The 16,287-nt window shown below is 60.4% G+C and carries 22 protein-coding genes; 11 read left to right on the plus strand and 11 right to left on the minus strand.

The window, feature by feature from the left end:
• The first annotated feature begins 104 nt into the window (after positions 1 to 104).
• Positions 105 to 653 carry an RrF2 family transcriptional regulator gene (locus AC07N4_RS04175; protein ID WP_096820119.1) on the plus strand — a complete coding sequence of 183 codons (549 nt, stop codon included), beginning with the start codon at positions 105 to 107 and terminating at the stop codon, positions 651 to 653.
• Positions 654 to 732: 79 nt separating this feature from the next.
• Here the strand turns inward: AC07N4_RS04175 and AC07N4_RS04180 are convergent, their stop codons facing one another.
• Positions 733 to 1,068: a hypothetical protein gene (locus tag AC07N4_RS04180; RefSeq protein ID WP_096820120.1), complete on the minus strand. Its 336-nt coding sequence runs from the start codon at positions 1,066 to 1,068 to the stop codon at positions 733 to 735.
• Between the two features lie 228 nt (positions 1,069 to 1,296).
• Here AC07N4_RS04180 and AC07N4_RS04185 point away from each other — a divergent pair, with 228 nt between their 5' ends.
• Complete coding sequence (locus AC07N4_RS04185; RefSeq protein WP_065259780.1) at positions 1,297 to 1,536, plus strand: hypothetical protein; 240 nt, start codon at positions 1,297 to 1,299, stop codon at positions 1,534 to 1,536.
• A 52-nt stretch (positions 1,537 to 1,588) separates the two neighbouring features.
• Here AC07N4_RS04185 and AC07N4_RS04190 read toward each other — a convergent pair whose 3' ends face one another.
• On the minus strand, positions 1,589 to 1,777 hold the full coding sequence (locus AC07N4_RS04190; protein WP_096820121.1) for a DUF2188 domain-containing protein: 189 nt from the start codon (positions 1,775 to 1,777) through the stop codon (positions 1,589 to 1,591).
• Positions 1,778 to 1,997: 220 nt separating this feature from the next.
• Here AC07N4_RS04190 and AC07N4_RS04195 point away from each other — a divergent pair, with 220 nt between their 5' ends.
• Positions 1,998 to 2,360, plus strand: coding sequence for an NUDIX hydrolase (locus tag AC07N4_RS04195; protein WP_273539002.1), 363 nt, complete (start codon positions 1,998 to 2,000; stop codon positions 2,358 to 2,360).
• Position 2,361: 1 nt separating this feature from the next.
• Here the strand turns inward: AC07N4_RS04195 and AC07N4_RS04200 are convergent, their stop codons facing one another.
• The 3 genes from AC07N4_RS04200 to AC07N4_RS04210 form a co-directional block, all read right to left on the minus strand.
• Entirely contained in the window at positions 2,362 to 2,604 is a 243-nt protein-coding gene (locus tag AC07N4_RS04200; RefSeq protein WP_096820123.1) for a DUF1652 domain-containing protein, read from the minus strand.
• 122 nt (positions 2,605 to 2,726) lie between these two features.
• Positions 2,727 to 3,626 (minus strand): polysaccharide deacetylase family protein, encoded by a 900-nt coding sequence (locus tag AC07N4_RS04205; RefSeq protein ID WP_096820124.1) that lies wholly within the window; start codon positions 3,624 to 3,626, stop codon positions 2,727 to 2,729.
• A 133-nt stretch (positions 3,627 to 3,759) separates the two neighbouring features.
• Positions 3,760 to 4,707, minus strand: coding sequence for an ABC transporter substrate-binding protein (locus tag AC07N4_RS04210; RefSeq protein ID WP_493065024.1), 948 nt, complete (start codon positions 4,705 to 4,707; stop codon positions 3,760 to 3,762).
• Positions 4,708 to 5,000: 293 nt separating this feature from the next.
• On the opposite strand from AC07N4_RS04210, the gene AC07N4_RS04215 reads away from it, so the two are divergent.
• The 4 genes from AC07N4_RS04215 to AC07N4_RS04230 all read left to right on the plus strand — a co-directional run bounded on the left by AC07N4_RS04215 (position 5,001) and on the right by AC07N4_RS04230 (position 8,180).
• Positions 5,001 to 5,984, plus strand: a complete 984-nt coding sequence (locus tag AC07N4_RS04215; RefSeq protein ID WP_493065025.1) for an aliphatic sulfonate ABC transporter substrate-binding protein — start codon at positions 5,001 to 5,003, stop codon at positions 5,982 to 5,984.
• Positions 5,985 to 6,045: 61 nt separating this feature from the next.
• On the plus strand, positions 6,046 to 6,885 hold the full coding sequence (locus AC07N4_RS04220; protein WP_493065026.1) for an ABC transporter permease: 840 nt from the start codon (positions 6,046 to 6,048) through the stop codon (positions 6,883 to 6,885).
• Positions 6,886 to 6,936: 51 nt separating this feature from the next.
• Entirely contained in the window at positions 6,937 to 7,617 is a 681-nt protein-coding gene (locus tag AC07N4_RS04225) for an SOS response-associated peptidase family protein (protein WP_493065027.1), read from the plus strand.
• Between the two features lie 290 nt (positions 7,618 to 7,907).
• Complete coding sequence (locus tag AC07N4_RS04230; RefSeq protein WP_096820129.1) at positions 7,908 to 8,180, plus strand: hypothetical protein; 273 nt, start codon at positions 7,908 to 7,910, stop codon at positions 8,178 to 8,180.
• Positions 8,181 to 8,226: 46 nt separating this feature from the next.
• Here the strand turns inward: AC07N4_RS04230 and AC07N4_RS04235 are convergent, their stop codons facing one another.
• The 3 genes from AC07N4_RS04235 to AC07N4_RS04245 all read right to left on the minus strand — a co-directional run bounded on the left by AC07N4_RS04235 (position 8,227) and on the right by AC07N4_RS04245 (position 9,447).
• On the minus strand, positions 8,227 to 8,373 hold the full coding sequence (locus tag AC07N4_RS04235; RefSeq protein WP_169430743.1) for a hypothetical protein: 147 nt from the start codon (positions 8,371 to 8,373) through the stop codon (positions 8,227 to 8,229).
• 64 nt (positions 8,374 to 8,437) lie between these two features.
• On the minus strand, positions 8,438 to 8,749 hold the full coding sequence (locus AC07N4_RS04240; protein ID WP_164872179.1) for an AzlD domain-containing protein: 312 nt from the start codon (positions 8,747 to 8,749) through the stop codon (positions 8,438 to 8,440).
• On the minus strand, positions 8,749 to 9,447 hold the full coding sequence (locus AC07N4_RS04245) for an AzlC family ABC transporter permease (RefSeq protein ID WP_493065028.1): 699 nt from the start codon (positions 9,445 to 9,447) through the stop codon (positions 8,749 to 8,751). The genes AC07N4_RS04240 and AC07N4_RS04245 overlap by 1 nt, the downstream gene beginning before the upstream one ends.
• A 154-nt stretch (positions 9,448 to 9,601) precedes the next feature.
• Here AC07N4_RS04245 and AC07N4_RS04250 point away from each other — a divergent pair, with 154 nt between their 5' ends.
• Positions 9,602 to 9,988: a DUF2784 domain-containing protein gene (locus AC07N4_RS04250; RefSeq protein WP_096820132.1), complete on the plus strand. Its 387-nt coding sequence runs from the start codon at positions 9,602 to 9,604 to the stop codon at positions 9,986 to 9,988.
• Here AC07N4_RS04250 and AC07N4_RS04255 read toward each other — a convergent pair.
• Positions 9,985 to 10,506 carry a DUF3087 domain-containing protein gene (locus tag AC07N4_RS04255; RefSeq protein WP_493065029.1) on the minus strand — a complete coding sequence of 174 codons (522 nt, stop codon included), beginning with the start codon at positions 10,504 to 10,506 and terminating at the stop codon, positions 9,985 to 9,987. The genes AC07N4_RS04250 and AC07N4_RS04255 overlap by 4 nt on opposite strands.
• A 211-nt stretch (positions 10,507 to 10,717) precedes the next feature.
• Here AC07N4_RS04255 and ppnN point away from each other — a divergent pair, with 211 nt between their 5' ends.
• The 3 genes from ppnN to AC07N4_RS04270 all read left to right on the plus strand — a co-directional run bounded on the left by ppnN (position 10,718) and on the right by AC07N4_RS04270 (position 13,319).
• Positions 10,718 to 12,091 (plus strand): nucleotide 5'-monophosphate nucleosidase PpnN, encoded by a 1,374-nt coding sequence (ppnN, locus tag AC07N4_RS04260; protein WP_064597381.1) that lies wholly within the window; start codon positions 10,718 to 10,720, stop codon positions 12,089 to 12,091.
• A gap of 165 nt (positions 12,092 to 12,256) precedes the next feature.
• On the plus strand, positions 12,257 to 12,991 hold the full coding sequence (locus tag AC07N4_RS04265; protein WP_096820137.1) for a substrate-binding periplasmic protein: 735 nt from the start codon (positions 12,257 to 12,259) through the stop codon (positions 12,989 to 12,991).
• A 106-nt stretch (positions 12,992 to 13,097) separates the two neighbouring features.
• A complete protein-coding gene (locus AC07N4_RS04270; RefSeq protein WP_096820138.1) occupies positions 13,098 to 13,319 on the plus strand; it encodes a hypothetical protein in 222 nt (73 codons plus the stop codon).
• On the opposite strand, the gene AC07N4_RS04275 is transcribed toward AC07N4_RS04270, so the two are convergent.
• Both AC07N4_RS04275 and AC07N4_RS04280 read right to left on the minus strand, forming a co-directional pair.
• Positions 13,313 to 14,716: an FAD/NAD(P)-binding protein gene (locus AC07N4_RS04275; RefSeq protein WP_493065030.1), complete on the minus strand. Its 1,404-nt coding sequence runs from the start codon at positions 14,714 to 14,716 to the stop codon at positions 13,313 to 13,315. The genes AC07N4_RS04270 and AC07N4_RS04275 overlap by 7 nt on opposite strands.
• Positions 14,717 to 14,775: 59 nt before the next feature.
• Entirely contained in the window at positions 14,776 to 16,179 is a 1,404-nt protein-coding gene (locus AC07N4_RS04280) for an LLM class flavin-dependent oxidoreductase (RefSeq protein ID WP_493065031.1), read from the minus strand.
• Between the last annotated feature and the right edge of the window lie 108 nt (positions 16,180 to 16,287).

The following is a 16,287-nucleotide window of genomic DNA, read 5'->3' on the forward strand; positions in this document are numbered from 1 at the left end:
ACCGAGATTAAAAGGGCTTTAAGGCAAAGATTCACGCGCTCATCAGATTTGTCCGCCACGAATTACCCTGCTAACATCTGCGACAATTACAGTCGGAGATAGCTATGTCGCTTTACAGTGCGGGCGTCGAGTACGGCATCCATTGCCTGGCGTTTCTGGTGGGCAGCGGCGGTGACAGTCGCGAAGCGAGCGTGCGCGACCTGGCGGACTTGCAAGGGGTGCCGCTGGATTACCTGGCGAAGATCTTCACTAAACTGGCCAAGGGCAAACTGGTGGTGGCGACCGGCGGCGTACGCGGCGGCTTTACGTTGGCGCGCCCGGCGGATGAGATCACCCTGCTCGATATCGTCAACGCCATCGACGGCCCGAAGAACATTTTCGAATGCCGCGACATCCGTGGGCGCTGCGCGCTGTTCGACGGCTCGCCCCCGGAATGGGCCTTGGACGGAACGTGCTCGATTCATGGGGCGATGATGGTTGCGCAAAAGCGCATGGAAGAGGCCCTCGCCCAGCAGACCATTCTCGATATCGCCAGAAAGGTCGGGCGCAAGGCACCGGCAGAGTTCAACAGCCAGGTGGAAAACTGGATGCAGGATCGTCGTGACAAGAAGACCGGCGGCTCGGGCATCCCGCTCACCGACATCACCGACTGAGCCATTCCGGCAGGCAGGCGAAAAAAAAGCAGAAACCGGTCACACGGTTTCTGCTTTTTTCATTTCAGCCGTTCTGCCCTCAGAGGCAATCACGCACCGATTTGCGCAACGAGCCAGACTTGGCCCACGGCGGCCCCTGGTACAGCGAAACGCGGCTGCCGTCCTTGTATTTGACGATATCGAGAATCTCGTCGGCAGTGACGATACTCGGCGCCTTGATCCTGTAACCGTTGGAAATCGCGACCTGCGAGGTCTTGGGAATGTCCTGCTGCCACAGCGGCAACACACATGCGGCGTAGTCCTTGGGAGCCTTGCCACTGACCTTGCTGAAGTTCGGTTCGCCCGGCACCAGTGATGCCGGCAGTGAACAACCGGCCAACGCTGCCATCAGCAGGCCCCCGATCAACATCCGCATATTGAATCCTTCATTTTAAAAAAGGCGAATTTACCTTTTAACTGTTCGAACATCCATCGTGGCGCAATGCTTTGACCCCGAAAACCGGGTTCTGCGGCGCCGCAGCAGACTATTACTCCGACCAACGGCGACTTGTTCACGCCCGTTCAGCTCACTGACCAGAACCACTTGCCCTGCTCCCGGAAAATGCGGCTACTATTTTCTACCGAGAATGTTCCGGAGGTGATCATGCGGCTCAATGAATACGAACACGAACTTCAACGTGACCTGCAAAGCGTGGCGTCGGACCTGAGATGGTCGGCCGTCGACCTCAAGCGCATTGCCGAGCAGTTGCGCAAATCCGGCAACGAAGCGGATGCGCAAACCGTGCTCAGGTCCTGCGAGGTGCTGCAAAGCGATGAAGAACGTTTGCAACTCTATGCCAGGGAAGTGAAGGCCCGCGCCATCAGCCGAACGAAAGTCCACTGACACCCCACAACGAAAAGCCCCGGACAATCCGGGGCTTTTTCATTGCAGGCCTTCAGCCTGTCTTGCGGCCGTGCGTGCGGCTCTTGTAACCCGGAAGTGCAGCAGCATACGCCAGTGCCTCCTCCCGGCTGGCGAAAGACGCCAGTCGATCACCCTGCGTGCAGACCCGCCACGGGCCGTTGTTCACACTGAGTACGTCGTAGCCGTTCATGTGCATTCTGTTCAGTATCGCCATGCTCATAGGCACCTCCTGTCGACTATCGATAGTCCAACTGCACGTTTTTACCTTACACCGGGTACAACGCCGTGTGCCGACCAGACGTCGCCCCATGTCGGCGTCAAGTGTCTGGCACTTTTGCGCCTTTCGACCACTCAGACATTACGAGCGCGTCTAAACCACGGCACGGCTTGAATATTGCATTTTCATGACCGATTTATGACAACCGGCAATCGGGTAACAAATGAAAGTACGTGCAACCATCATCTGCGAGCAGGATCGACACATTCTCCTGGTGCGCAAACCCCGATGCCGCTGGAATTTGCCGGGGGGCAAAGTCGAACCCGGGGAGACCAGGGCCGACGCCGCGACGCGTGAACTTGAGGAAGAAACCGGCCTGCTCGCCGATGGCATGCTGTATCTGATGGAGCTCGAGGCTGGCAGCACGCGCCACCACGTCTACGAGGCGTCGGTGCTGAATATTGATGAAGTTCGGCCACAGAACGAGATCGTCGATTGCATCTGGCATCCGCTGGACGCGGTGCAGAACCTGAGTATCAGTGAGGCGACCCTGCAAATCGTCCGCGCCTTTCAGCGGCGGCTCTGAGTCAACCGGCGAACGCCCGGCGCCCGGCACTCATTTCAGTGCGCAACTCACCGATGAAGTTGGAGATGTCACGAATGGTGACCAGATGCTCCGGCGACACGCCGTTGAGCAGCAAATCGACACGCCCGCTGTCCGGTTCGTAAACCTTGATCTGCAACAAGCCCTGCCCCGTTTCCGTGCAGTCACAGTAAAGGGGCGAAAAGCCGGATTCGACGATGCGGCAAATGTCGGCAATGGCAAGCATGGGCGGACGCCTCGCAGGCGATGGATCGGTCGATCGATTGAGCATAGATGAGCTTTTTCGACCTTGCGCGAGCGTCCGGCCGCAGAAAATGCCAACCGCTTCACATCTTTGCGCGATGCCGATCAGTTGGCGTCGCGGCCCCAGATCCAGTTCCAGACCCCCGGCAGGCGCACCGGATCCGAGCTTTTCTGAACCGTTCGCGCCAGCGCTGCTTTCTCCAGTTGCGCGTGATCGTCGTAGAACGGTTTATCGGCCAGGCGCACGCCGGTGGCCGCTGCGCTGTCGAGCAGAATCTGCAGATACTCGCGGGCATGCCGCGCTGTGTAGCGGTTGAGGTCATGGAACGTCACCACCACCGGGATCACCCCGTCCACCGTCGGCAGCTCGCCGAGGGCAATCCGCTCACGCACTTCCGACAGCTGACGCAGCATGTTGGCGCGGCGTCTGGGGCTGCCATTGAAGCCCCAGATCTTGCCGTCGTTGGCGCTCAGATCCGTAAGCAATACATGCAGGCCGTGTAACTGATAGGCCGCAAACGTACGCTTGTCGTAATTCCAGAATGGCGGGCGCAACAGTACCGGTGGCGCGCCGGTGATCGCGGCGATGTCCGCCGTGCCGTTGGTCAGTGACGTTTCGAGTTCCTGTGGATCGAGCGATCGGTGGTTGGTGTGCCAGTGGGTGGCGGTGTGAAAACCCAGAATGTGCCCTTCATCGTGTTCGCGATGCATGATCCGCCGGCCGATCTCGCTGTTGCCGGCCCTCGGCGCACGGGTCTGGACGAAAAACACGGCTTTGATGTTGGGCTGCAACGGGTTGTCTTTCAGGCTGTCGAGCACGGTTTCGGTGGGGTTGTAGAAACTCGAAGCACTGGGGCCGTCATCAAAGGTCAGCAGAAACCTGACCGGTGCCTGCGCATCCAGCCGTGATCGGGTTTGCGCGGTCATTTCGATGGGAGCAGCAATGCAACCGGCCAGCCCGGTGATGAGGGTCACAGCGCAGAAAAGCTTGAACCAGTGTTTCATGTTTTGCCTTGAGCCCGACCGTCGCGGTCACGTTGTCGATTGGCAAAACTCCCTCGCCGCTACTGCCTCCCTGCGGCCCACCGAAATGGGCCGAGGTTGGATAAAGATAACAGGGTTTGGTTCCGGCGCTCGCTCAGCGCGCCAGTGCCTGCTGGAACGAGGTATCGATGATGCCTGCCGTGGCCAGGGGAGCCGGCAGCGCCTTGACCTTGAACAGGAAATCCGCGGTGCCTTGCAGGTCGGCAGCCGCTTGCTGATCCACCGGACCGACGGTCATGTGCGCCTGGCGCAACCAGTGCCGCGACACTTCTTGATCGAGATTGGCCTTCTTCGCCCATAGATCCGCGTATTCGTCGGTATGGCTGTCGACCCAGGCCCGGGCCAGTTTCAGGCGCCCGAGAAAATCGGCGATCGCCTCGCGCTTGCTGTCGATGGCCGGCGCGGAAGCGGCGATGGCGCTCAAGCCTGGCATCAGGTTTTTCGCGGTCAGAATCGGTCGCGCACCGGAAAACACGATCTGCTGGGAAATGTACGGTTCCCACACCGGAAAGGCATCGATGCTGCCCTGAGGCAACGCGGCGGCGGCATCGATCGGCATCAGTTTGACGAAGTCGACGTAGTTCTCCGGCAGGCCGCCCTGCTCCAACGCTCGCAGGGTCAACTGCTGGCTCCAGGCACCCGGCCAGTAGGCGACTTTCTTGCCTTTCAGATCCTCGATGGATTTCACCGGCGAATCCTTGGGCACCAGCAGCGCGATGGTGTCCGGGTTCTGCCGCGACACGCCGATCAGTTTCACCGGCGCCTGTTTCGCGGCGAGGAACAGAAAACCCGAGTCGCCGAGAAAGCCCAGGTCCAGCGAGCCGGTCTGCAACGCTTCAGCCAGCGGGGCGGCAGCCTGGAAGTGTTTCCAGTCGACGGTGTAAGGCGCGTCCTTCAAGACGCCGGACGCTTCTACCGAGGCGCGGATGTTGTAGTAATTCTGGTCACCAACGTGCAGGACCACAGGTTCGGCCGCGTAGGCCAGAGGCGATGCAATCATGGCGCTGGTCAACGCAGCACGTAGGAAACGGGAGAGCTTCATGGCGAGTCCTGCAAAGGGGATTTTTATAGACCATAACGCTCTTACAAATCGGATTTGAAATTCGATTAGCGCATAAGCTCAGCACTGTCGATGAGCGCTGTTTGTCTGGCAACAGTGGCGCGGCACAGTGTTTTCCCTGCAACAGTTCAAAACACACAAACCCTCTCAGAATCCCATAAACACGGGGTTCAGGGCATATGGCACAGAGCCTGCAATATTCCATTCATGCAGGAAGCATTCGATAAAAATATCTTTTTTGACATAAGAATCTGTTGCCTTGCCGGAGCGTGCCCATGAAATCCCTATTACCGTTTTCCCGAGTCAAAACGCTGCTCGCGGCCTGCGCAGTAGCCCTGAGTCTGCAACCTCTCGTCCACGCCGCCGAAACGCCACCCGCTGAAGTGCATCTGGACTATGCCTATTACTCCCCTGTCAGCCTGGCGCTGAAACATTTGGGTTATCTGGAAAAAGCCCTGCCCCAGAGCAAAGTCAGTTGGGTGCTGAGCCAGGGCAGCAACCGCTCGCTGGAATACCTCAACAGCGGTGGCGTGGACTTCGCCTCGTCGGCCAGCCTCGCGGCGGTGCTGAGCCGTGCCAACGGCAGCCCGATCAAATCGGTGTACGTCTACAGCCGCGCGGAGTGGACCGCGCTGGTGGTGCGCAAGGATTCGCCGTACCAGACCGTCGCCGACCTCAAGGGCAAGAAAATCGCCGCCACCAAAGGCACCGATCCGTACCTGTTCACCCTGCGCAGCCTGCAACAGGCTGGTCTGAAAAAGGACGACGTCGAACTGGTGCACCTGCAACACCCGGACGGCCGCACCGCCTTGGAGAAAGGCGACGTCGACGCCTGGGCCGGCCTCGATCCGCACATGGCCGCCAGTCAGGTACAGGCCGGTTCACGCCTGCTGTACCGCAATCGCGACTTCAACAGCTACGGCGTGGTCAGCGTCACCGAGCAATACGCCAAGGAACACCCGCAAACCATCGAAACGGTGATCAAGGCCTACGAACAGGCTCGCGAGTGGTCGGTGAAAAACCCGGACGAACTGGCCCGACTGCTCGCCAGCGAATCCGGCCTGCCGCTGGATGTGGCCAAGCTGCAACTGTCGCGCACCGACCTGAGCAGCCCGCAACTCACCGCCAAGGACGTGCTCGCCTCGAAAGCTGCCGCGCCGATTCTGGTCTCCGAAGAACTGGTGCGCCGTGGGGTAAATGTCGATCAGGTGATCGATCAACTGATCGACACCGGTTTCCAGCAAGTCGCCGCCCAGTAACCAATCGGGCTCACAACAAGTCCGCGCCCGTCGCGGATTTGTCGTGAGCGGAGAACCGCCCATGAGCAATGACCTGCCCGCCCGCCTGGCCGCGCCGCTGCCGCGCCGACAAACCCTGCCGTTGAATCCGCTTTGGCGGCGGCGCCTCAAAGGGCTGGCCCTGCCGCTGCTGATCGTGATCGCCCTGGAGATCATCGTGCGCGTCGGCTGGCTGCCGTCCTATCAGATGCCTGCGCCGAGCGAAGTCGCCCTGACCCTCACCGATCTGGCCGAAGGCGCACTGTGGAAACACATCGGTGCCAGCCTGATCCGCGTGCTGATCGGGTTTACCATCGGCGCAAGTCTGGCGCTGGTGTTTGCCGCGTGGGTTGGTCTGAGCCGTGAGGCCGAGGCGTACCTTGAGCCGACCTTCGCCGCCTTGCGTTCAATTCCCAGTCTGGCCTGGGTCCCGCTGTTGCTGTTGTGGCTGGGCATCGACGAGACCTCGAAAATCGTCCTGATCGCCATCGGTGCGTTCTTTCCGGTGTACGTCAACGTGGTCGCGGCGATCCGCAACATCGACCGCAAACTGGTGGAAGTCGGCCATATCTATGGTTTCAGTCGCCTGCAACTGGTGCGCCGGATTCTGCTGCCCGCCGCCCTGCCCGGCCTGTTCACCGGGCTGCGCAGTGGCATGAGCCTGGCGTGGATGTTTCTGGTGGCGGCCGAACTGATCGCGGCGACCAAGGGCCTCGGTTACCTGTTAAGCGACGGGCGTGAAACCTCGCGCCCGGACATCGTGCTGGCGGCGATCATCGTTTTGGCGCTGCTGGGCAAACTCAGCGATGGCTTGCTCGCCGCCCTCGAACGCCGCTGGCTGGCCTGGCGCGACACCTTCACCGGTCAGGGCGGCAAGGACTGATCCGCACAACTAAGCTGAACCTTCAGGCAGTGTTCGCCGGAGGCTCGGCCGATGTGCGGAAGACTTTCGCAGTACCGCGGCATCCACGATTTCGTTGCGGTGCTGAGCATTCCCGATGCGCTGATCAATCACGTCGGCGATGCACCGCTGGCACACTACAACGCGGCGCCCACCACTGCGCTGGCCATTCTTCATCAACACGAACAACGCTTGTACGCCGATAACCTGCGCTGGGGCTGGCGCCCGCACTGGGCCAGGGATCGCGCTGCGCCGATCAATGCGCGGGTCGAAAAAGTCGTCCACGGCCCGTTCTTTCGGGCGATCTGGCGTCACCGCCTGATCGTGCCGGTCGACAACTGGTTCGAGTGGGTCGACGGGCCGGACAAGAGCCGTCAACCCTGGCTGATCCATCGGGTCGATCATCAACCGGTTTTCTGCGCCGCCATCGGCCAGTTTCCGACACCCGATGCGCAATCGAGGGAAGACGACGGTTTCGTGATCATCACCGCCGACAGCGAAGGCGGCCTGCTCGATCTGCATGATCGCCGGCCCATCGTGTTGTCTGCCGAGGGGGCGCGGGAATGGCTCGATCCCGCCACGCCCGTGGAGCGCGCCGAGCAAATGTTGCTGTTCGAAGGGTTGGGCAGCGAGGCCTTCGAATGGCACAAAGTCGGCAAAGCTGTCGGCAACTCACGCAATCAGGGCGCGGAATTGATTGAAGTGGTGGCCTAAATATTGTCCGGGGTGACACGTCTATCAAATAGTCGGAAGGTGCGAATCAGATTGATGCCACAGTGCAAGTGAAAACCGTTCGTTACAGTCAGTGTTTCAATCTCGAAACAATCATTGAATCAATCGTTTGATTAAAACCAACCGCCTGTCTGACATTTCAATCGTCATACATACATTTAGTAACACTACAGATAGCATGCGCGCCGCATTTCCTATTGGCATACCAGTTGACCAAAGAGTCAACAAACCGGGAATACCCTACAAACTTACAAGCCTTGCAGAGAACTAAGTTGCGCGACGATTTTGCAATCAAACAGGCCAACGGCCTGGAGTGTATTTATCTGTCCATGACAGAACGCTTTCAACTCGACTGTTTTATCGCCCACTACATAAAGACTCGAAACCTGCGTGACGTACCCGAGATCGACCGCATTCTGCGCACCACTCTCCAACACTATCCCTGCCACCCGCCGGTGATGGTCAACGAGCTGAATGCCTGGATCGACAAGACCTTGGGCTATCGGGCTTCACACCCCGATTTCACACAGCTGGACGATCTTTGATGAAACGAAAAAGCCCCGCAATCGCGGGGCTTTTTCGTAGTAGCGCTCAAGGTTTGAGCGGGCGTTCCTGGTCGCGATCGGACAACTCGCGGCTGTCGTCATGTTTCCAGGTCTGCTCCTTGTGTTTCTCCCGCTCGATCTCTTCTTCGCTCGGTTCTTCATCTTCTTCGGGACGTTTCTGCTCGGTTGCCATGTTCACCTCGCTGCCATAAGTCGTCAGTCATCCTTACAGCGTAGAACAGATTCAGACAGGCAACTTACAACCACCAGCGCAACAGAAAGAAGAACGCCATACTCAATAGCATGCTAAGCAACGTATTACGGGTGTAGATCACTAGTCCGATGGCGACTAAAGAACTCAGCAAATAGGGATTATCCCACTGCAGATTCAGCTGTTTATCCGGCATGAACACGATCGGGCCGCAAATCGCGGTCAACATCCCCGGTACGGCGAAACCCAGAAATTGCCGTGCGTTACTGCTCAAACGCACCGGCAAGCGCGGTTCGAGAAATACGTAGCGGTTGAGGAACACCAGAATCCCCATGCCGAAAATCACTGCCCAGACGATCATGTGCGCTCCCGATACAGCTTGTTGCAGATAAACCCTGCGGTCATTCCCGCCAGTCCCGACAGCACCAGCGCCGAGCCCCACTGCCAATAGCTGAACAGCACCGAGCAGAACAGCGACACCGCCACGCAAACCACGGTCGGCACGTTGCGCACCACCGGGGTGATCAGGGCGATGAAGGTCGCGGCAATCGAGAAGTCCAGCCCCAGATGCTCAAGCCCCGGAATGCTGCTGCCGAGCACGATGCCGGCCAGGGTGAAGAGGTTCCAGGCGATATAGAACATCAGGCCGACGCCGAGGGCATACCAGCGGTTGAACTGCTGACGGTCGTGCTGGCTGGTCAGGGCAAACAGTTCATCGGTGAGCAAAAAGCCCAGGCCGATGCGCCAGCGACCCGGCAACGGCGAAATCACATGGCGCATGCTCATGCCGTAAAGCAAATGCTGCGACGTCAGCAGCAGCGTGGTCAGCAATATCGAGAAAATCCCGGCACCGCCCTTGAGCATGCCGATCGCCACCAGTTGCGCAGCGCCAGCGAACACGATGCTCGACAAGCCCTGCCCTTGCAGCGGCGTGAGGTTGGCTTCGATCGCCATGGAGCCGGCCAGCAGCCCCCACGGCGCGGTCGCCAGGGATAACGGCATGATCGCCGCGGCTCCGCGAAGAAAGGCACTGCGCGGCATTAATGAGTCAGACATAACACTCTTCAACCGTGAGACAAGACCCCGGACTCTGCCAGTAAACGCCTTTTCATGGCTTGAACAATCTTGCGCAGTTGCCAGAAATCTCTCAGCCGCGAGCCGCCGACCGGCGTACCATTGCAGCCACTCACATCTTCGTCAGGGAGACGACATGCTGTATCGAATTGCCGCCGACGGGCTGGTGCTGTTTCACCTATCGTTCATTCTGTTCGTGCTGTTTGGCGGGCTATTGGTGCTCAAGTGGCACCGAGTGGCGTGGCTGCATCTGCCGGCCGCAACCTGGGGCGTGATGGTCGAGGTGTTGCACCTGACCTGCCCGCTGACCTACTGGGAAAACCTGATGCGCCACGCCGCCGGGCAAACCGAGTATGCCGGTGGTTTCATCGAGCATTACGTCTGGCCGATCATCTACCCGGCGGGGCTGACCCCGCAGATTCAACTAGCGCTGGGCAGCGTGGTGCTGGCGATCAACCTGCTGGTATACGGGCGTCTGATCCGTCAGTGGAAACTGCGTCGCGCCGCCCGCATTCCGTTTTAACGCGACTTCAAGGCTTCCAGCCAGGCCGGATCGAGGCGCGTCTGATCGGTGTCCAGACCGAGCGCCTCCATCCGAGCCTTGTGCGCCTCGACTTCCCGATGCAATTGCGCATGATCGCTGGAGTTGCCGTCCAGTTCGTGCATCTGGGTCAGGCCAAGGTGATAGAAACGCAGTACTTTCATCGCCGTCGGATCCCCCTTCTCGACCGCCGCCGTCACCTGATGCATGACGTTGGTCACGCTCATCAGGCTGCGCTTGAGCCGCCAGCCATAGACCGCCGGGGCCATCCAGGTCTGATTCCAGAAACGCCCGCGCAACAACGCCGCCGTCAACAGAAATGCGCCGAACACCCCGCCGACATTGAACCGCAGATTATCCCCGCCCGGCTCGCCGAACAGCGCCACCGCCACGGTCGAAAACGCCATCGCCAGCACCAGGAACAGCAGCGCGATGATCAGCGTGCTGCGTCGGGTCTGCTGGCGATAAGTGATGGCATCGATCGGTTGAATCTCGAACATCGTGACAGGCTTCCATGGCTTGAAATAAAAAGAGGCCGGCGCATTATCGCCTCTGAGGCGGATTTAGCTATGCTGGAGCTCCTTTTCATCTTTTCAGCGTCCAACGGGGACATGGCGATACCACGCAGATCGTGCCATCTTCATTCATGGATACACACTATTCGGATGCCATTGGCCAGGCCGGCAATGACATCGTTTTAAGGATCACTGCATGACCCAACGACACGTAATCAATGCCTCCGTCAGCCCAAAAGGCAGCCTGGAAACCCTTTCCCAACGTGAAGTTCAGCAACTGAGCCAGGCCGGAACCGGCAGCACCTACACCCTCTTCCGCCAGTGCGCCCTGGCAATCCTCAATACTGGCGCCCATGTCGACAACGCGAAAACCATTCTGGAAGCCTACAAAGACTTCGAAATCCGCATCCACCAGCAGGATCGCGGCGTGCGCCTGGAACTGCTGAACGCCCCGGCCGACGCCTTCGTCGACGGCGAAATGATCGCCAGCACCCGGGAAATGCTGTTCAGCGCCCTGCGCGACATCGTCTACACCGAGAACGAACTCGATGCCCTGAGCATCGACCTGAGCACCTCACAGGGCATCAGCGACTACGTCTTCCACCTGCTGCGCAACGCGCGCACCCTGCGTCCGGGCGTCGAGCCGAAGATCGTCGTGTGCTGGGGCGGCCACTCGATCAACACCGAAGAATACAAATACACCAAGAAAGTCGGCCACGAACTGGGCCTGCGCAGCCTCGATATCTGCACCGGCTGCGGCCCCGGCGTGATGAAAGGCCCGATGAAAGGTGCGACCATCGCCCATGCCAAACAACGCATCCACGGTGGCCGCTATCTGGGCCTGACCGAACCGGGCATCATCGCCGCCGAGGCGCCGAACCCGATCGTCAATGAGCTGGTGATCCTGCCGGACATCGAAAAGCGCCTCGAAGCCTTCGTCCGCGTCGGCCACGGCATCATCATCTTCCCGGGCGGCGCCGGCACCGCCGAAGAGTTTCTGTACCTGCTGGGCATCCTGATGCACCCGGACAACGCCGGCCTGCCGTTCCCGGTGATCCTGACCGGGCCGAAACATGCCGCGCCGTACCTGGAGCAACTGGACGCTTTCGTCACCGCCACCCTTGGCGAAGCGGCGAAACAGCACTACGAAATCATCATCGACGACCCGGCCGAAGTGGCGCGCCAGATGACCGCGGGCCTCAAAGCCGTGAAGCAGTTCCGCCGCGAACGCAACGACGCATTCCACTTCAACTGGCTGCTGAAGATCGACGAAGGCTTCCAGCGTCCGTTCGACCCGACCCACGAAAACATGGCCAACCTCAAGCTGCACCGCGACCAGCCTCCGCATGAACTGGCAGCCAACCTGCGCCGCGCGTTCTCCGGAATCGTCGCCGGCAACGTCAAGGACAAGGGCATTCGCCTGATCGAGGAACACGGGCCGTATCAGATCCGTGGCGACGCCGCGATCATGCAGCCGCTGGACCTGCTGCTCAAAGCCTTCGTCGCCCAGCACCGGATGAAACTGCCGGGCGGCGCGGCGTACGTGCCGTGCTATCGCGTGGTTTCCTGACCGCAATCGATGCAGTTTGACCATGAGGGAGTGAGCTCGCTCCCTCATGGCTCATCGACACTACCGATCCGCCCTGCTCTCTGACACAAAAGCCCCGCTGATTCCCCACGACAGCCGTCATGTGGGCGTACTAAGCTGGGCGATTGATTTGTTCAGGGACGATCCATGAAACGTTTTGCCGCCTGCCTGCTGTCTTTTCTGGCCCTGACGGCCAATGCGGCAGATCTGCAACTGCTCACCGACAATCATCCTCCGCTGCATTTCCTTCAGGGCGATCAACTGGTGGGCTTCGGCGTGGATGTGGTGCAGGCCCTGGCCGCGCAGACCGGCGATCGCATTCACTTGCAGCAAGTGCCGCTGCTGCGCGCCCTGCGCATGGCCAGCGATACCCCGGACACCGGCGTATTTACTGTCCTGCGCACCGACGCACGCGACGACAGCTACCAATGGGTCGGGCCGTTGATCGAAGTCGAAACCGCGCTGTATGCCCACGACAATTTTCACCCACCGGTACGCAGCCTGCGTGAAGCCGATCACCTGGGCCGGATCACCGTGCCACGCAAATGGCTGGTCTACAGCTATTTGCAGGAACAGGACCTGACCAACCTTTACGGCGTGGAAACCCCGGAACAGATGATGCGTCTGTTCAGTCTCGGGCGGACCGACTTTGTGGTGTCCGACACCTTGTCCAGCGCCGCCCTCGCCCGCGAGCAGGGCATGGAACCGGGGCGTTTGCAGTACCAGTTGCCGTTGATGAAGCAGGACACCTACATCGCGTTCTCCCGACAGACCGACCCCAAACAGGTCGCACGCTGGCAACAGGCACTGGATACGCTGCGCGCCGACGGCCGCCTGGAGAAAATGCGCCAGCGCTGGCTGAGCAACACCCTGCCGCGCTGATCACGCATCAACGCCTTTGATAACAACTATCTGAAAAGGTGTTTTTTCTTCTGGCGCCCGTGGCCATAAAGTGGCGGTCATCTTCTTCCCACTTTCTGGTGCACCCATGAAAGACTTCATTGCCCTCGGGTTCATCGTCGCGCTGATCGGCGCCACCTCAGCGATTGCCAACGCCCACGGCAACGGGCACGTCGTAGCCATGACCAGTGTCGGTCAGTCCGGCACATTGAACGTTGACACCGTCGGCCTTGGCAGCGAAGCCACGGGCAGCCTGGAGCAGACGCTCTACGTTGCGCAGAACGCCTCCGAGTACGGTTACGACTATTGAGCCACCAGCCGCGCCGCCAACGCCTTGGCCTGTGACGCGACATCGGTCACTGCGGTACTTTCCCACCACATCCCTCTGAGTGGCGGGCCCATCGCGAACAGTCTTTGTGACACTTTCCCCTGAGCATCCAGCACCGCGCCGTCCACCGCCGCCGCAATCCCCAGCGCCAATGGCCCCGGTTGCACCAGCCCACGGGCCAGCAACTGCTGAGGCAAGGGCCGGTCGACCCGGCGCCAGTCATACTCGATACCACTGGAATTGATCAGCGCCGCGCCTTGCACCATGCGTGTCTCACTCTCGCCCCGACGACGGACGCGAATGCCAACACCTCCGCCCGACACCGGCTCAAGACCTTTATAGGACGCGGCGTGAATCCGCAGGCGCCCTTCGCGATGCAGACGCTCGACCAGCTCCGCACTCAGCGGCGGCGAACGATGGTGATGGCTCTCCCACCACGGCCGCACATGCCGCACGAATTGCCGGCGCTGCGCATCGCTCGCCTGGCTCCACAGCCGACCGATATGCGCGCGCACCGTATCCAGCGGCGCCTGCCAGTCGATGCCTTGGGCGATGGCGACCTGGCAATGCCGGCGCAATTCGCGCAGCAACTGGCGTGGCGTGCGGAGGCTGTGATCCTCGGCGAGAAAGTCCACCCACGCCGGCGGCTGTCGACGCACATGGGGCAACAGTCCGTGCCGGGAAAACACTTCGATCGGCCCGCGATGCCCGGCCTGCTCCAGCGAGACCACGGCATCGACCATGGTCAGGCCGGAGCCGATGATCAACACCGTGGATTGCGGATCGAGCTGGCGCATGGCGCCCACATCCCAAGGGTCGAGCGCGGCGGCATTGAGGCCGCTGGACTGCTTTTGCGGCGTACGGGCGGCGGGGAACATGCCGGTGGCGAGCACCGCAAAAGCGCCTTGCAGTCGCTGGCCGTCGCTCAAGGTGAGCTGCACCGAATCAACTGAAGCCTGTACATCAATCACCTCTGCGCGCACGTGCTCGACCGTCGAACCATGCTGCGCGCCCACCTGCTGCGCTTCGGCCAGACGCTGCTGCACATAGACGCCGAACAGGCCCCGGGGTGGAAACAGTTCGCTGACCGGTACATGTTGCTGATCGGATTCAGGCCAGCCGCCGCTGGCAATATGATTGGTCAGCCATTGAGTCAAATCATCGGCATTGTCCGGGTCGACGCTCATCCGCGCGGCATTGCCGTTGAGCGTGTGGCCCAGCTCCACCGCACTGTACGCTTCGCCCCGGCCCAGTTCGGCCCGGGGCTCGATCACCAGAATCCGCCGCCGGCCCGGCAGACGCAGCAATTGCACCGCCAGCATCGCGCCGCTGAGGCCACCGCCGACAATCAGGATGTCGGCCGTATCGGTTTGAGTCATGCCGTTCTCGCTGCAAAGGGTTTGCTCAAGTCAGTGTCGTGCAGACGCTGCGAGCGAGTCTAGACAGACGCGACCTTTTTCTCCTGCCGATGCAGCTCGCCCAGGTTTCGATAGCCGCTGCCCGGATGGATCTGCGGCAATTTCGGTCCTTCGCCAAACAGCTTCTCGCGCAAGGTCCCCGGCGTGTATTCGGTCTTGTAGACACCGCGCTTCTGCAACTCCGGCACCAGCAATTCCACGGCGTCGATGAAGGTTTCGTGGGTCAGCGCGTAGGCCAGGTTGAAGCCGTCGACATCGGTTTCGTCGACCCATTCCTGCAACAGGTCCGCCACCGTTTCCGGGCTGCCGACGAACAACGGGCCGAAACCGCCGATCCCGACCCAGTCGGCCAGTTCGTTCGGGGTCCAGACCTTGTTCGGATCCGCCGTGGAAAACGCCTCGACCGCCGACTGAATCGCGTTGGTGTGCACATGCTTGAGCGGTTCGTCCGGTTTGAAACGGCTGAAGTCGATTCCGGTCCAGCCCGAAATCAGCGCCATCGCGCCCTCGTAGCTGACCCAGGATTTGTACTCCTCAAACTTGGCTTTGGCCTTGGCATCGGTTTCGCCGAGGATCACGGTTTGCAGGTTGAAGATCAGGATCTTCGACGGATCGCGCCCTGCCTCCGCAGCGCGGCGGCGAATGTCGGCCACGGTTTTCTTGAGCAGCACTTTCGACGGCGCAGCGACGAAAACGCACTCGGCATGCTCGGCAGCAAACTGCTTGCCCCGGCTGGAAGCGCCCGCCTGATAGAGAACCGGCGTGCGCTGCGGCGACGGTTCGCAGAGGTGAATGCCCGGCACCTGGAAGTGTTTTCCGTGGTGGCGGATCTCGTGGATTTTGCTCGGGTCACTGAAAATCCGCCGTTCGCGATCCCGCAGAATCGCGCCCTCTTCCCAACTGCCTTCCCAGAGTTTGTAGCAGACCTCCAGGTATTCCTCGGCGAAGTCATAGCGCGCGTCGTGTTCAGTCTGGGCTTGCTGACCGATGTTCTTCGCACCGCTCTCCAGATAGGACGTGACGATATTCCAGCCGGCGCGGCCCTTGGTCAGGTGATCGAGGGTCGAGAGGCGTCGGGCGAATGGATATGGATGTTCGAAGGACAACGAAGCAGTCAGGCCGAAACCCAGGTGCTCGGTCACCAGCGCCATCGGCGGGATCAGTTGCAACGGATCGTTGACCGGCACCTGCGCCGCCTGCCGGATGGCCGCCTCGCCATTGCCGTTGTACACGTCGTAGATGCCCAGCACGTCGGCGATGAACAAGCCGTCGAATTTGCCGCGCTCAAGGATTTTCGCCAGATCGGTCCAGTACTCCAGATCCTTGTACTGCCAGGAACGATCCCGAGGGTGAGCCCACAGGCCCGGCGACTGGTGGCCGACGCAGTTCATGTCGAAGGCGTTGAGGCGGATTTCACGGGGCATCAGACGGCACTCCCGATTTTCAGGAGGCATTTGGAGGTGTGATTTGAGGTGGTCATGTGAGGCGACTCCGTGGTTTCCGGATGAGGATCCAGAACCCTTAGCAGGAGT

The sequence above is a fragment of the Pseudomonas sp. GW821-FHT09E04 genome (assembly GCF_059416185.1).

Bases quoted from the DNA above. Each gene is read 5' to 3' on its own strand.
- AC07N4_RS04175 (WP_096820119.1), top strand. From the start codon at position 105: ATGTCGCTTTACAGTGCGGGCGTCGAGTACGGCATCCATTGCCTGGCG.
- AC07N4_RS04180 (WP_096820120.1), bottom strand. From the start codon at position 1,068: ATGCGGATGTTGATCGGGGGCCTGCTGATGGCAGCGTTGGCCGGTTGT.
- AC07N4_RS04185 (WP_065259780.1), top strand. From the start codon at position 1,297: ATGCGGCTCAATGAATACGAACACGAACTTCAACGTGACCTGCAAAGC.
- AC07N4_RS04190 (WP_096820121.1), bottom strand. From the start codon at position 1,777: ATGAGCATGGCGATACTGAACAGAATGCACATGAACGGCTACGACGTA.
- AC07N4_RS04195 (WP_273539002.1), top strand. From the start codon at position 1,998: ATGAAAGTACGTGCAACCATCATCTGCGAGCAGGATCGACACATTCTC.
- AC07N4_RS04200 (WP_096820123.1), bottom strand. From the start codon at position 2,604: ATGCTTGCCATTGCCGACATTTGCCGCATCGTCGAATCCGGCTTTTCG.
- AC07N4_RS04205 (WP_096820124.1), bottom strand. From the start codon at position 3,626: ATGAAACACTGGTTCAAGCTTTTCTGCGCTGTGACCCTCATCACCGGG.
- AC07N4_RS04210 (WP_493065024.1), bottom strand. From the start codon at position 4,707: ATGAAGCTCTCCCGTTTCCTACGTGCTGCGTTGACCAGCGCCATGATT.
- AC07N4_RS04215 (WP_493065025.1), top strand. From the start codon at position 5,001: ATGAAATCCCTATTACCGTTTTCCCGAGTCAAAACGCTGCTCGCGGCC.
- AC07N4_RS04220 (WP_493065026.1), top strand. From the start codon at position 6,046: ATGAGCAATGACCTGCCCGCCCGCCTGGCCGCGCCGCTGCCGCGCCGA.
- AC07N4_RS04225 (WP_493065027.1), top strand. From the start codon at position 6,937: ATGTGCGGAAGACTTTCGCAGTACCGCGGCATCCACGATTTCGTTGCG.
- AC07N4_RS04235 (WP_169430743.1), bottom strand. From the start codon at position 8,373: ATGGCAACCGAGCAGAAACGTCCCGAAGAAGATGAAGAACCGAGCGAA.
- AC07N4_RS04245 (WP_493065028.1), bottom strand. From the start codon at position 9,447: ATGTCTGACTCATTAATGCCGCGCAGTGCCTTTCTTCGCGGAGCCGCG.
- AC07N4_RS04250 (WP_096820132.1), top strand. From the start codon at position 9,602: ATGCTGTATCGAATTGCCGCCGACGGGCTGGTGCTGTTTCACCTATCG.
- AC07N4_RS04255 (WP_493065029.1), bottom strand. From the start codon at position 10,506: ATGTTCGAGATTCAACCGATCGATGCCATCACTTATCGCCAGCAGACC.
- ppnN (WP_064597381.1), top strand. From the start codon at position 10,718: ATGACCCAACGACACGTAATCAATGCCTCCGTCAGCCCAAAAGGCAGC.
- AC07N4_RS04265 (WP_096820137.1), top strand. From the start codon at position 12,257: ATGAAACGTTTTGCCGCCTGCCTGCTGTCTTTTCTGGCCCTGACGGCC.
- AC07N4_RS04270 (WP_096820138.1), top strand. From the start codon at position 13,098: ATGAAAGACTTCATTGCCCTCGGGTTCATCGTCGCGCTGATCGGCGCC.
- AC07N4_RS04275 (WP_493065030.1), bottom strand. From the start codon at position 14,716: ATGACTCAAACCGATACGGCCGACATCCTGATTGTCGGCGGTGGCCTC.
- AC07N4_RS04280 (WP_493065031.1), bottom strand. From the start codon at position 16,179: ATGCCCCGTGAAATCCGCCTCAACGCCTTCGACATGAACTGCGTCGGC.